Raw genomic sequence first — 14,292 nt, forward strand, 5'->3', positions numbered from 1 at the left:
GTCAGCCGGCAGCCACGGCGCGCCGTGCGGCAGTGACGATGCGCTCCACGCTGGGCAGGTACTTCATTTCCAGCCGGAACAGCGGGATATGCGTGTCGTAGCCGGTGACGCGTTCGACCGGCGCGCGCAGGTCGTACATGGATTTTTCGGCCAGCTGCGCGGCGATTTCCGCACCGAAGCCGGCGGTGCGCGGAGCTTCCTGCACGATCACGCAGCGGCCGGTCTTCGCCACCGATTCGGCGATGGTGTCGAAGTCCAGCGGGCGCAGCGTGGCCACGTCGATCACTTCGGCGCTGATGCCTTCGCCGGCGAGTGCGTCGGCCGCTTCCAGCGCTTCCTTGACCTGCGCGCCCCAGGTGACCAGGGTGACATCGGTGCCGTCGCGCAGCACGAAGCACACATCCAGCGGCAACGCCTCGCCGTCGTTGGCCACCACTTCCTTGTACTGGCGGTAGATGCGCTTGGGCTCCATGTAGATCACCGGGTCCGGGTCGCGGATGGCGGCCAGCAACAGGCCGTAGGCACGCTGCGGCGAGGACGGCAACACCACGCGCAAACCGGGCACGTTGGTGAAGATGGCCTCGTTGGCTTCGCTGTGGTGCTCCGGTGCGCGGATGCCGCCGCCCCACGGCACGCGCACCACCATCGGGCAATGCAGACGGCCACGGGTGCGGTTGCGCAGGCGCGCGGCGTGGCAGATCAGGTGATCGACCATGGGATACACGAAGCCATCGAACTGCGCTTCCGCCACCGGCTTCATGCCCTGCGCGGCCAGGCCCACGCTCAGGCCGGCGATGGTGGTTTCGTCCAGCGGCGTGTCCAGCACGCGTTCGCTGCCGAAGCGCTGCTGCAGGCCGGCAGTGGCGCGGAACACGCCGCCATTGACGCCGACATCCTCGCCCAGCACCAGCACCGCGGGGTCGTGTTCCAGCTCCCAGGCCAGCGCCTGGGTGATGGCTTCGATCAAGGTGATGGGCGAACTCATGGCAATCTCTCCGCGCGTTGCAGCGGCGTTGTAAGGGGCACTGGCGTGCTGCGACGTATCGGCGGGCACATGCTTGAGCTCATCCATGACGCGTCTCCAGGGCCATCACCTCGGCGCGCTGTGCCAGCAATGCGGCCGGCGGGTCGCCGTAGAGGTAATCGAACATCGCCTCCACCGGTTGCACCGGCGTGTTCAGGTACGCGTTGACCTCTTCGTCGATGCGCGCGCCGCATTCGGCTTTCCATGCGTCTTCCTGTGCCTGGTCCCACAGGCCCTGCGCGGTGAGATAGCGGCGCAGGCGCAGCAGCGGCTCGCGGGTCCAGGCCTGTTTGACTTCATCTTCGCCACGATAGCGGCGCGCGTCATCGGCCGTGGTGTGATCGGTGAGGCGGTAGGTCATGAACTCGATCACCGTGCCGCCGTCGCCGGCCAGCGCACGCACGCGCGCCTGGCGCATGGCTTCGAGCACCGCAATCAGGTCGTTGCCGTCCACCTGCAGGCAATGCAGGCCGCCAGCCAGGCCTTTTTGCGCCAGGGTCTGCGCGCCGGTCTGCGCCGAACGCGGCACCGAGATCGCCCAGCCGTTGTTGATCACGCACAGGATCAGCGGCAGCTTGTAGGCACCGGCCGAATTCAGTGCGGCATAGAAGTCGGTCTTGGAACTGCCGCCGTCGCCGCAGCAAGCGACCGCCACCTGCGGCTTGTTCTGCAGCTTGAACGACAGCGCCGAGCCGGCTGCATGCAGGCACTGGGTGGAGATGGGCACGCAGATCGGGAAGTCGATGGCCGCATCGGCGTCGCGCGGATAGTCGCTGCCGCGCTCGTCGCCACCCCAGTACAGCAGCACATCGCGCGGGCGCACACCGCGCTCAAACATGGTGCCGTATTCGCGATAGCTGGGCGCGAACACATCGCCGCTGCGCATCGATGCACCGATGCCCACGTGGGTGGCTTCGTGGCCAAGGCTGGCAGCGTAGGTGCCGAGCTTGCCGGTGCGCTGCAGGGCCACCGACTTGGTGTCGAAGGTGCGCACGAACAGCATGCGCTTGAACAGGGCGAGCAGGGTCTGCGGATTGGCGGCGTCGGCCGGCAGGTCGTCGCGGACGAGGTTGCCGTCCGCATCCATGTATTGCAGATAGTCGATCTGGAACTGCGCGGCTACGCTCATTGCGGCGACACCTTCATCAAGAAGTTTCAAATGATATGAGTTGCCATGTTAAGGACGGCGGAGCAAAACGCTGTCCTGCACCGCAGCACACAATGATGCTGGGATGCACAAAAAAAAGGGCGCGGACCAGGCCGCGCCCTTTGTCGCAGTAACGCACTGCGACGTGTTGCAGTGCGATCAGCGGCGGCTGTTGCCCCCGCCGATCGGGGTGACGATCAGCGCCGTGTTGTCGGCCGGATTGGCATCGGGCGAGCTGGAGCTGGCCGTGGCCTGCACCCGCACCGCGCCTTCGGCCGGGAGTGGCTTGGTTGCCACGGTCAGCTGGAAGGCGGCCTGCGCGCCGGGCAATACCACCGCCGCAGTGCTGCAGACGAAGCGGGCGCTGCGCAGCGATTGCACCTGCTTGTCGCAGCGCCAGCCCTGCGGCGGCACCAGCTGCGACAACGCCGACACCGTGTTGCCTTCGATCACCAGGCTGGGGCGTTGCGCCGGTGCGGCGCCGATGTTGCTCAACAGCACGCGGTAGCTGGCATTGAAGGCGGTGGTCGGCAGACTGGTGGGGCCGTCGAAACGCACCGCCAGGTCGCTGCGGGGTTGCGGCCGTGCCTGCACCGAGACCGTCGCGGTGTCGGTGTTGTTGTCCGGCTGCGGGTCGGGAGACTGCGAGGCGACCGACCCGGCCAGCATCACGGTGCGGCCTGCCAGTTCCGAGCCAGTATCGAGTTGCACCGCAAAGCTCTGCATGGCGCCGGGGTTCAACGCGGGCAGATTGCAGGTGAACGTGGTCTGCGTGGCATTGGTCTGGTTCTGGCAGATCCAACCCGTCGGAGCCGTGATACGTGCCCGCACCGGCAGGTCGAACACCAGCGCCAGTGCTGTGAACGGTGCCCGATCCGGCCCACGGTTTTCCACATCTACCGTGTAGTCGATGCGCTCGCCTTCAGTGACCTGCGCACGTGCGGCCGTGACTGCCACGCCCAGGTCCGCATTGACCTGCTTGGTCATGCGCAACAGCACCACGGTGGGATCGTGATCGGACAGGCGCGTGGGCGTATTGGCATCGTTGCGCGCAGTGCCGGGGAAATCGGCATTGATGCGGGCGTGGCCGACCGAGAGCGAGGCGATCTGCGGCGTGCGCATCAGTGCGTCGTTGGCCAGGATGTGATCCAGCGACTGCACGTTGCCGTCGAAGGCGTACGAGTAGCTCTGGTCGGGCGTGTTGAACCAGGTCAGGTCGGTGTAATCCGGGTTGACCAGATCGGCGCCATCGCCGCCCACCACCGTCTGCGCGTCCGGCGCCGGTTTACCGGTGACCGTGCCCATCGCATCCACATAGCCATCGTTGAATTCGAAGGCGTTGAAGTCGCCCATCACCAGCACTTTCTCGTCAGGGTTCAGTTGCTGACGCGTCTGCAGCAGGCGCGCCAGATACTCGGCCTGGGCCTGGCGTTTGGCGCGGATGCGGGTGCCGGCCGCGTCGTCGGTGTCGGCGCCGTTGAGCGAGCGCTGATGCACCACGATGGCGGTCAGCGGCAGCGTGCGGCCATCGGCCTGATGCACGTTGGCGCTGAGCACCAGCGGCGGGCGGTCGTTGAGCAGGCTCACGCCGCCGGCCGGTTCGGTCCAGGTGGCGGTCTTGCCTTCCTGCGCGATGGAGAGCACTTCTACACGCGGCACGCCGCCGGCGACCCAGGCGGTCTTGACCAGGAAGCCGACGTCGATGCCGCCCACGTCGTTACCTTCCTGCAGGTAGGCCACGTATTGCGGATTGGACTGCCCCCCGGCCACTGCGTCGGCATTGATGCGCGCCGCCAACGCCTGCAATACGCTCAGGCTTTCCACTTCCACCGTGCCCAGGATATCGGGCAGATGCAGATAACGGCGGATTGCCAGCGAGGCCTTGTTGAGGCGGGCCTGGAACGCGACCGGCGTGAGTACCGGTTCGCCGATCGCCGGGTCGTTCTGGTCGTCGAAGAAGCGTTCCATGTTGTAGGTCGCCACGGCCACATCGTCGGCCTGCGGCAGCGGTGCCGGACGCGGTTTATCCGCATCGTTGCAGACCACCTGCGGGGTACGTTCCGGGTATAGCGTGTAGCGGCGGAAGCTGTAATCCAGCGGGCCGACCACATTGAACACCATGCAGCCGGAGGCCAGATCCAGCCGCTCGCCACCCACGCCGGCACTTCCGACCGCGATCACTTCCGGATTGGTATTCCAGCGCGGCACCCCGGCTGGCGAACCGGCCGGCAGCGGGTCGGGCAACTGCACGCCCGGCTCGCGGAAGGCGCGCGGCACGCCGGTGACCACCGCATGGAACACGCCATTGCTGGTGGCCGTGGCATTGGTCTCGTTGACGCTGCCGCCGGTGGGTGCATTGACGGTGAGGCTGGCAGCGGCCACGCGCATGCCTTCCAGCGCTTCGAGCTGGTCATAGGCGCCGTTGGGGTTGGGGAAGTCGGGGCGCAGGATTATCGGGGACGGCAACGGGTTGCCGGTGGAATCGGCCAGCACGGTGACGCTGCCGCCGATTTCGGTCAGCGGTGGCTGGGTGGGGTCGGCGGTGGGCACGTATTCGATCACCGTGCCCTGCACGCGCACGCGGTTGCCGATGGCGGCCGCTTCCGGCGGTGCGCTGCCGGTGTAGACGTACACGCCTTCGGAGGTGGCCGGGTCGCCATCGGCTTCCGTATCCGGCGCCTGCAGGAAGAACCCGGCGCTGCGGCGTGCGGTGACGATGCCCGAGGTGGCGACGACCTGGCCGTCCAGCGGCGAGCGGGCGCCCTTGCCCTGGATGGCGTGGATCGGCAGCAGGCTGAAGTCGTCGTTGAGGATGGTGCCGGTGGCACTGAGCGTGGCCGGCAGCGCGCCGGTAACCCCGCTGATCTGCAGGCGGAAGCTTTCATCAGGCTCGGCGATGGTGTCGCCTACCACGTCCACCGCAATGCTGGCAGTGCGTTCGCCAGCGGCGATGCGCAGGGCAGTGGCGGGCAGGGCGACGTAATCGCTGCCGGCGGTGGCGGTGTCATCGACGGTGGCAGCGGTGAAGCTCACCCCGCCCGCGCCGGCTGGCTGGCTCAGGCTCAGCGTGAACACGACGCTGCGGGTGCCGGTATTGCCCTCGGCCTGGCTGACATCGGCCAGCGTGGCGATCGGCTGGCCGCCGCCGCTGCACAGGCGCGCACCGCTGGCGCTATTGCGCGGTGCCGGCGCGCCGGTGGCGAAATCGGCTGCGTTGTTGTCGGTGTCGGTGCAGCCTTCATTGCCGCGCAGCACCGCCAGCGTATTGCTGGGCGCTGCCGTGGGTGCGTTGCCTTCGGCGCAGCTGGCATTGCTGCCGTAGCCGACCAGATCGGCGTAACCGGTGGGGCAGGTGCCGCTCAGCGCCGCCGTCGCATTGCTCAGCGCCACCTTGCCGGCGGTGCCGCTCATGGCCAGCGTGCCGGTGGCATCGGGCGTGGGCAGCGCCACGCTGCCGCCGCTGCCATCGGCCTGCTTGACCAGGTAATAGCCGCCGGCCGGCACGCTGCCTGCCAACGGGGTGACCTGCCAGCTGCTGCCGGCGGCCGAGGCGTACTGCACCGACCAGCCGTCCAGGCTGACCGTGCTGCTGCCGATGTTGTGCAGCTCGATGAAATCGCTGCGGAGGGTGGCGCCGCTATTGCCGCCACCGCCGTAAACCTGGCTGATGACGACCTGGGCATTGGCATGGCCGGCTAGCGCCAGCCCACACAAAAGTAAGGCTGCACGACACTGCAACACTGGCATGAGATGAGAGTCCCCTGGGATCCTTGAGACGTGAAACGCTCCCCTGGTCCGGCCACGTCCCTGGCCGGCAGCGCCGTTCGATTCTGCATGAATTTGCAGACCTAGGTTGACGATAGGGTGACAGCGGCGCAGTGGCTGCGACTGCGCCGGACCCGTGCTGAGTGGTTCAGAGGTGAAAGAAGCGGCCTCGACGCGGAGCCTGGGCGTACGAATCGTGCGTATGGGCTTTCTGCGAGGAACCTGCTGGCCCCGATTCCCTCGGGGAATCCCGCCGGGGCTGCAAGCAGCCAGCCATGGCCGGCATGGCCGTGGCCGAATACTCCTCCCCATCCGCCATTCCCCATCCGCCATTCCCCATTCCCATTCCCCATTCCCCATTCCCCATTCCCGATTCCCGATTCCCGATTCCCGATTCCCCGCCGCTGCTGCGCTACCCTGCGTGGCCCGATCTTCAGCGCTGCGCCATGCCCGTCGACAAGAACCTGCGTGACCTGGAACCCGGCATCCACACCGATCTAGAGGGGCGGCTGACCTATGGCGGCTATCTGCGGCTGGACCAGCTGTTGTCCGCGCAGCAGCCGCTGTCCGAGCCGGCGCATCACGACGAAATGCTGTTCATCATCCAGCACCAGACCTCCGAGCTGTGGCTGAAGCTGCTGGCGCACGAACTGCGCGCGGCCATCGTGCACTTGCAGCGCGATGAGGTCTGGCAATGCCGCAAGGTGCTGGCGCGCAGCAAGCAGGTGCTGCGCCAGCTCACCGAACAGTGGTCGGTGCTGGAGACGCTCACGCCCAGCGAGTACATGGGCTTTCGCGATGTGCTCGGCCCCTCGTCGGGCTTCCAATCGCTGCAATACCGCTACATCGAGTTTCTGCTCGGCAACAAGAACCCGCAGATGCTGCAGGTATTCGCCTACGACCCGCAGGGCCAGGCGCGGCTGCGCGAAGTGCTGGAAGCGCCGAGTCTGTACGAGGAATTCCTGCGCTATCTGGCGCGCTTCGGGCATGCGATTCCGCAGCAGTATCAGGCCCGCGACTGGACCGCCGCGCACGTGGCCGACGACAGCCTGCGCCCGGTGTTCGAGCGCATCTACGAAAACACTGACCGCTACTGGCGCGAGTATTCGCTGTGCGAAGACCTGGTGGATGTGGAGACGCAGTTCCAGCTATGGCGCTTCCGCCACATGCGCACGGTGATGCGGGTGATCGGCTTCAAGCGCGGCACCGGCGGCTCCAGCGGTGTGGGATTTTTGCAGCAGGCGCTGGCACTGACATTTTTCCCGGAACTGTTCGACGTGCGCACGTCGGTGGGCGTGGACAGCCGCCCACCGCAGGGCAGTGCGGTACGTTAGAGCGCGCGGAAGCCCCTCTCCCGGCGGGAGAAGGGTTGGGGTGAGGGTACGGGCTTCACCCCTATGGATCAGCCAGAGCCAAGGCGAGTCCCGCAATCGGCAGCATCCAGCGGCACCGCACCCTCATCCGCCCTACGGGCACCTTCTCCCGGCGGGAGAAGGGAATGCGGGCATGGCCGCCATGTTCTGAGCCCCTCTCCCAGCGGGGCGATAAGGCATTGCTTGCGCGCACGGGCGCGCTTGCCTTGGAGCGCCCGCGCCGCGAGCGCGGGCCGGGGCGCGGAGCGGGGGTTGGGGTGAGGGTACGGGCTTCATCCCTATGCATCAGCCAGAGCCAAGGCGAGTCCCGCAATCGGCACCATCCAGCGGCACCGCACCCTCATCCGCCCTACGGGCACCTTCTCCCAGCGGGAGAAGGGAATGCAGGCATGGCCGCCATGTTTTGAAGCCCCTCTCCCGGCGGGGCGATAAGGCATTGCCATCCTTGGCACTGGCCATGGTCTCGCACACGCAGGTGAGATACCCATCACACCCTGCCAAATCACACCCAATCCAACCACTGTCATCAGGCCGCCGACTCCGGCGAATTTGACGCGTACATGACGTCTAAGTGATCCTCGCGCGTCGCCCAGGGTTCGGCCCTGGTGCACCCAGCCATTACTGAATACGCAAGGGACTCCACATGAGCGTTGACGCAACTGCGCCGACATCCGCTTCCACTCCGCCGCAGCCGCCTGCGCCTCCCGAGTTCCCCACGTTGCTCGGCCACCCCCGGCCGCTGTGGATGCTGTTCATGACCGAATTCTGGGAACGCTTTGCGTTCTACGGCATTCGCTGGGCGCTGGTGCTGTACATCGTGGCGCAGTTCTTTGGCGGCGATGCCACCGGCCAGGCGCCGGCAGGGCGCACCTACGGCGCGTATCTGGCGCTGGTGTATGCGGCGGCGATCTTCGGCGGCTACGTGGCCGACCGCGTGCTCGGCTACCAACGCTCGATCCTGGTGGGCGCGGCGGTGATGGCCACCGGCCTGTTCCTGATCGCCATTCCCGACCACACCATGTTCGAGATCGGCCTGGCCACCGTGGTGGTGGGCAACGGCCTGTTCAAGCCGAACATCTCCACCATGGTCGGCAAGCTGTATTCGGTGGCCGATCCGCGCCGCGACAGCGGCTTCACCATCTTCTACATGGGTATCAACCTGGGTGCGATGATCTCGCCGGTGCTGACCCAGCTGCTGGCCGAAAAGGTGTTCGGCACCGAGGCGATGCCGGCGTACAAGATGGTGTTCATGGCCTCCGGCGTGGGCATGCTGGTGAGCCTGGTGTGGTTCTGGATCGGCCGCGCCCAGCTCAAGGGCATCGGCGCGCCGGCACCGCACGCGCAGGGTCTCGGCCGCGTGCTGATGGTGCTGGTGGGCTGCCTGCTGGCAATCCCGGGTGTGTACTTCCTGCTCGCCGTGGGTGCGGACGTATTGCAGATCGTGCTGACGGCGCTGTTCATCGGGCTGTCGGTGATGCTGCTGGTGGAAGGCATTCGCGAGGGCAAGGTGCAGCGCGACAAGGTGATCGCGATGCTGATCATCTTCGCCTTCAACGTGCTGTTCTGGATGTTCTTCGAGCAGGCCGGCAGCTCGTTCACCTTCCTGGCAGACAACATCGTCAACCGCAACTTCGGCAGCTGGACCTTCCCGACCGCGTGGTTCCAGTCGGTCAACTCCATCGCCATCATCGCGCTGGCACCGGTCATTGCCTGGATCTGGGTCAAGTCCGGCCGCTTCAATCCGTCGATTCCGCGCAAGTTCGGCCTGGGTCTGATCTTCAACGGCCTGGCCTTCCTGCTGCTGATGTTCGCGCTGTCCAGCCTGGTGAGCGATGCCGGCAAGATCCCGTTCTGGACCTTGTTCATGGTCTACGTCATCCAGTCGGTGGGTGAGCTGTGCCTGTCGCCGATCGGCCTGTCGATGGTGACCAAGCTGGCGCCGGTGCGCCTGGTCGGTTTCGGCATGGGTGGCTGGTTTTTGTCCACCGGCATCGGCAACAACCTGTCGGGTATCTTTGCCGGGCATGTCAGCGGAAGCGAGGGCATGAGCGTGGCGTCGGCGCTGGGCGGATATACCTTCGGGTTCTGGGCGCTGGTGGGCGCCGGCGCGCTGCTGTTCCTGATCGCGCCGCTGATCAACAAACTGATGCATGGTGTGAAGTGAGGAGAAAAGCGATGCCGATCAAACCCCTGGTCTGTGGCCTGCTGCTGACGGGCCTGTTGAGCGCCTGCGGGCAGCCCACCGAGCAACAGGAGGCGCCACGGCCGCTGGATACGTCGATGCAGAAACCCCCCAGCGCCGACCCCAGCCAGCCGGTGTCCTCGGGCAACACGCCGACCGCGGCCGATATCGCCGCGGCGGCCGCACTCAACGCGCAGTACGACCCCTCCCGCGATCCGGCGGCGGATCTGGAAACCGCTAAGGTCGAGGCCAAGCGCGGCGGCAAGCGCATCGTGCTCAATGTCGGCAATGCCGCCTGCGAGCCGTGCAAGGCGTTGGACGAGCTGATGGGCGGCGACGCCGAGCTGCGCAGCTTCCGCGATGCGCATTTCGTGGTGGTCAAGGTCAATCGCGATGCGGCCAATGAAAACGCCGCGTTCCTGTCGCAGTTCGCCCAGCTCAACGACTACCCGTCGCTGCTGGTGCTGGACAACGACGGCAAGCTGCTGACCACCCAGGCCGGCCCGGAGCTGCGCAAGGGCGAGGGTTTCGATCGCAAGAAGCTGTTCGATTTCCTCAAGCAGTGGGCACCGCCAGAAGCCTGAGCGCGCCTCACGGTGCGGCGTGCGTGCGTGTAAGTGTGCGGCCGGCCAGTGTCTGCGAGGATTCGCCGAGGAGCGGCCCTCATCCGGCGCGTTGCGCCACCTTCTCCCGCAAGCGGGAGAAGGGAGTGCGGTTGGTTGCACGGTGGCCGGAGCCGTGCGGTTGGTTGCACGGTGGCCGGAGCCGTGCGGTTGGTTGCACGGTGGCCAGAGCGCCACCTTCTCCTGCGAGCGGGAGAAGGAAGTTTGGTCAGTTGTGCGTTGGCCGGAGCGCCACCGTCTCCCGCGAGCTGGGGAAGAGAGTGTCGTTGGACGCGCATTGGCCGGAGCGCTTCCTTCTCCCGCTTGCGGGGGAAGGTGCCCGCAGGGCGGATGGGGGGCGAGCGAAGCGCGTGCCGTCAGTCCTTGCCTGCCATGGGTGGCAGCCGGTCCCTGGTCAGCCGAACAATCAGGTGCTTCAGCAACGGCTGCCCCCGTCGGCGCTGAAGATCGACATCAGCCACTGGTCCATCTCGCTGACCAACGCAGCGACGGTCTCGTAAACCTGGCGCCTTCTCCCGCGCGCGGGAAAAGGGAGTGTGGTTGGTTGCGCGTTGGCCGGAGCGCACCTTCTCCCGCAAGCGGGAAAAAGGAGCGTGGCTGGATGCGCATTGGTCGGAGCGCTTCCTTCTCCCGCTTGCGGGGGGAAGGTGCCCGCAGGGCGGATGGGGGGAGCGAAGCGCGTGCCGTCAGTCTTTGCCGACCATGCGTGGCAGCCGGTCCCTGGTCAGCCGAACAATCAGGAGCGCTTCCTTCTCCCGCTTGCGGGGGAAGGTGCCCGCAGGGCGGATGGGGGCGAGCGAAGCCTGCCCTCAGTCCTTGCCGGCCATGCGTGGTAGCCCGTCCTTGGCCAGCCGGTCGATCAGCCGTTCCAGCAGTTGCTGTTCCTCGTCGCTGAACACCGACATCAGACGCTGTTCCATCTCGTTGACCAGCGGCGCGACGGTCTCATAGACCTGGCGCCCGGCCGGCGACAGTGCCAGCATCGAACGGCGGCGGTCGTCGCCATGGGTTTCGCGGCGGATGAAGCCGCGCTCCAGCAGCCGGGCCACTGCGCGGCTCACTGCCACCTTGTCCATCGCCGTGCGGTCGGAGACCTCGCTGGCCGAAGAGCCCGGATACAGCGCCAGGATGGTGATCACCCGCCACTCGGGAATCGCCATGCCGTAACGATCGCCGTATACCTTGGCGATATTGCTGCTGATGCGGTTGGACAGCACGCTCAGCCGATACGGCAGGAACTGCTCCAGGTTGAGCAGCACGGGGTGTTGCGGCGGATGGGGGGCGTCGTGATCGCTCATGTTGCACTGTGTCTTGATTTTGGTTTCATTTGCAACTACAAACGGAGGGTGGCCTGCGCATTCTCGCGGGTCTTCTGCTAGTCCGCATAGCCCTGCGACGCCCCAGCGTGGAGAAACGACGATGAGCGCACAACCGAACACCACTGTAGCCCGCCCGGATCCGGGTATGCAGGTCACCACCTTTGACAATCCGATGGGCATCGACGGGTTCGAATTCGTCGAGTTCGCCGCACCGGCCGGCCAGGCGGCGCAGCTGCACGACTATTTCCGCGCGATGGGCTTCAGCGCCGTGCTGCGTCACCGCAGCCGCCCCATTACCGTCTATCGCCAGGGCGGGGTCAACTTCCTGCTCAACGAAGACCCCGATTCGTTCGCGGCCGATTTCGCCGCCGCGCACGGCCCCTGCGCCTGCGGCTTTGCCATCCGCTTCCGCACGCCGGCCGACACGGTGCTGCAGACGGTGCTGGGCAACGGCGGCGAAGCGGTGCAGAACAAGCCCGACACCCGCGCGGTGCCGGCACCGGTGGTCAAGGGCATCGGCGACTGCATGCTGTACCTGGTGGACCGCTACGGCGATGCGGGCAGCATCTACGATGCCGACTTCGAACCGATCGAAGGCGCCGACCAGCACCCGGCTGGCTTCGGGCTGACCTTCATCGACCACCTCACCCACAACCTGTATTTCGGCAACATGCAGCGCTGGTCGGATTACTACGAGCGCTTGTTCAACTTCCGCGAGATCCGCTACTTCGACATCAAGGGCGCCAAGACCGGCCTGGTGTCCAAGGCGATGACCGCCCCGGACGGCATCGTGCGCATCCCGCTCAATGAATCGTCCGACCCCAAGAGCCAGATCAACGAGTATCTGGACGCCTATCAGGGCGAAGGCATCCAGCACATCGCCTGCTTCACCGACGACATCTACACCAGCGTGGAGAAGATGCGCGCCGCCGGCGTGAGCTTCCTGGATACGCCGGACACCTATTTCGACGTGGTGGACCTGCGCATTCCCGAGCACGGCGAAGATGTCGAACGCTTGCGCCGCAACAAGATCCTGATCGATGCCGATCCGGATACCAAGCAACGCAAGCTGCTGCAGATCTTCACCACCAACTGCATCGGCCCGATCTTCTTCGAGATCATCCAGCGCAAGGGCAATGAAGGCTTCGGCGAAGGCAATTTCCAGGCGTTGTTCGAAAGCATCGAGCGCGACCAGATCAAGCGTGGGGTGCTTTGAGGGCTGGGATTCGGGAGTGGTGATTCGGGATTCGTTTCAGTCGCTCGTTGCTACGTGAGGCGTGGTATTGCGGGTGATGCCGAACGTCTTGCTGTCGCTGGATGCGGTGGTTGAGGCGATCTTCATAATAGTCGCTACCCCGTACCCTCACCCCAACCCCCTCCCGGTGGGAGAGGGCTTAAATCCCAGCCTCCTTGGGGCTCATTCGGACGCATGCCATGCACAATCCACAGCGCTACATGACCGGCTTCGGCAACGAGTTCGCCACCGAAGCCGTTGCCGGTGCTCTACCGGTCGGGCAGAACTCGCCGCAGCGCGTGGCGCATGGGCTGTATGCCGAGCAGTTGTCTGGCACCGCGTTCACCGCGCCGCGCGGCGAGAACCGGCGCAGCTGGCTATATCGCATTCGTCCGGCCGCCGTGCATGGCAGTTTTTCGTTGATCGAGCAGTCGCACGTGCACAACGCCTTCGGCAGCGGCCCGGTGCCGCCGGATCAGCTGCGCTGGAACCCGTTGCCGCTGCCATCCGTACCTACCGATTTTGTCGATGGCCTGTACACCATGGCAGGCAATGGCGGCCCCGAGACGATGACGGGCGTGGCCGTGCATCTGTATGCCGCCAATGCCTCCATGCACGAGCGGTTCTTCTATAACGCCGATGGCGAGTTGTTGCTGGTGCCGCAGCTGGGCCGGCTGCGCGTGTGCACCGAGCTGGGTGTGCTCGACCTGGAGCCGCAGCAGATCGGCGTGATTCCACGCGGCGTGCGGTTTCGGGTTGAATTGCTGGATGGCACCGCACGCGGCTACGTGTGCGAAAACTTCGGTGGCCTGCTGCGCTTGCCCGACCTGGGGCCGATCGGCTCCAACGGGCTGGCCAACCCGCGCGATTTCGAAACCCCGCATGCAGCCTTCGAACAACGCGAAGGCGCGTTCGAACTGGTCGCCAAATTCCAGGGTCATCTGTGGCGTGCCACCATTGGCCACTCGCCGCTGGATGTGGTTGCCTGGCACGGCAATTACGCGCCATATCGCTACGACCTGCGCCGCTTCAACACCATCGGTTCGATCAGTTTCGATCACCCCGATCCCAGCATCTTTACCGTACTGACCTCGCCCAGCGACACGCACGGCACCGCAAACATGGACTTTGCGATCTTCCCGCCGCGCTGGCTGGTGGCGCAGCACACCTTCCGCCCGCCATGGTTCCACCGCAATGTGGCCAGCGAATTCATGGGCCTGGTGCAGGGCGTCTACGACGCCAAGGCCGAGGGGTTCGCACCCGGCGGTGCATCGCTGCACAACTGCATGAGCGGGCACGGCCCGGATGCGGCGACGTTCGAGAAGGCTTCGCAGGCGGACCTGACGCGTCCGGACGTCATTGCCGACACCATGGCTTTCATGTTCGAAACCCGTGCGGTGCTGCGCCCCACTCAACAGGCGCTGCAGGCCAGTCATCGGCAGGGCGACTATCAGCAGTGCTGGTCCGGCCTGCGTGCTGCATTCACCAATCCGTCCACGGACTGAGCAGCGCCGCAGGGAAAGCGGGTCGCGCCAACTGACGCAGAGGCGCACAGGCGATCAAGCACGTGATCGCCAGTGACCCTGTCCTTGCGGCAACCGCCACGCATCGACGAGCGGGCTGCA

At 65.9% G+C, this 14,292-nt stretch carries 9 protein-coding genes; 5 read left to right on the top strand and 4 right to left on the bottom strand.

Annotated elements, in window-relative coordinates; genetic code table 11:
* Nucleotide 1: 1 nt before the first annotated feature.
* The 3 genes from ACCQ12_RS02245 to ACCQ12_RS02255 form a co-directional block, all read right to left on the bottom strand.
* Entirely contained in the window at nt 2-1,072 is a 1,071-nt protein-coding gene (locus ACCQ12_RS02245; RefSeq protein ID WP_047693942.1) for an alpha-ketoacid dehydrogenase subunit beta, read from the bottom strand.
* Complete coding sequence (pdhA, locus tag ACCQ12_RS02250) at nt 1,065-2,153, bottom strand: pyruvate dehydrogenase (acetyl-transferring) E1 component subunit alpha (RefSeq protein ID WP_039407955.1); 1,089 nt, start codon at nt 2,151-2,153, stop codon at nt 1,065-1,067. The genes ACCQ12_RS02245 and pdhA overlap by 8 nt, the downstream gene beginning before the upstream one ends.
* A 177-nt stretch (nt 2,154-2,330) precedes the next feature.
* Entirely contained in the window at nt 2,331-5,918 is a 3,588-nt protein-coding gene (locus ACCQ12_RS02255; protein WP_372382838.1) for a lamin tail domain-containing protein, read from the bottom strand.
* Between the two features lie 464 nt (nt 5,919-6,382).
* On the opposite strand from ACCQ12_RS02255, the gene ACCQ12_RS02260 reads away from it, so the two are divergent.
* From ACCQ12_RS02260 to ACCQ12_RS02270, 3 genes are all read left to right on the top strand, one after another.
* Nucleotides 6,383-7,270, top strand: a complete 888-nt coding sequence (locus tag ACCQ12_RS02260) for a tryptophan 2,3-dioxygenase (protein ID WP_166743671.1) — start codon at nt 6,383-6,385, stop codon at nt 7,268-7,270.
* 682 nt (nt 7,271-7,952) lie between these two features.
* Nucleotides 7,953-9,473 carry a peptide MFS transporter gene (locus tag ACCQ12_RS02265; RefSeq protein WP_039412692.1) on the top strand — a complete coding sequence of 507 codons (1,521 nt, stop codon included), beginning with the start codon at nt 7,953-7,955 and terminating at the stop codon, nt 9,471-9,473.
* An 11-nt stretch (nt 9,474-9,484) separates the two neighbouring features.
* The gene (locus ACCQ12_RS02270) at nt 9,485-10,075 is read left to right on the top strand and encodes a thioredoxin family protein (RefSeq protein WP_039412695.1); all 591 of its coding nucleotides are present in this window, start codon (nt 9,485-9,487) and stop codon (nt 10,073-10,075) included.
* Nucleotides 10,076-10,923: 848 nt separating this feature from the next.
* On the opposite strand, the gene ACCQ12_RS02275 is transcribed toward ACCQ12_RS02270, so the two are convergent.
* Nucleotides 10,924-11,412, bottom strand: a complete 489-nt coding sequence (locus tag ACCQ12_RS02275) for a MarR family winged helix-turn-helix transcriptional regulator (protein ID WP_039412698.1) — start codon at nt 11,410-11,412, stop codon at nt 10,924-10,926.
* A gap of 121 nt (nt 11,413-11,533) precedes the next feature.
* On the opposite strand from ACCQ12_RS02275, the gene hppD reads away from it, so the two are divergent.
* Nucleotides 11,534-12,649: a 4-hydroxyphenylpyruvate dioxygenase gene (gene hppD / locus ACCQ12_RS02280; RefSeq protein ID WP_047693950.1), complete on the top strand. Its 1,116-nt coding sequence runs from the start codon at nt 11,534-11,536 to the stop codon at nt 12,647-12,649.
* A gap of 218 nt (nt 12,650-12,867) precedes the next feature.
* Nucleotides 12,868-14,172, top strand: coding sequence for a homogentisate 1,2-dioxygenase (gene hmgA / locus ACCQ12_RS02285; protein WP_372382839.1), 1,305 nt, complete (start codon nt 12,868-12,870; stop codon nt 14,170-14,172).
* Nucleotides 14,173-14,292 lie beyond the last annotated feature (120 nt).

Source organism: Xanthomonas sp. NCPPB 1068, from assembly GCF_041479385.2.
GTDB classification, from domain to species: Bacteria; Pseudomonadota; Gammaproteobacteria; order Xanthomonadales; family Xanthomonadaceae; genus Xanthomonas; species Xanthomonas cannabis.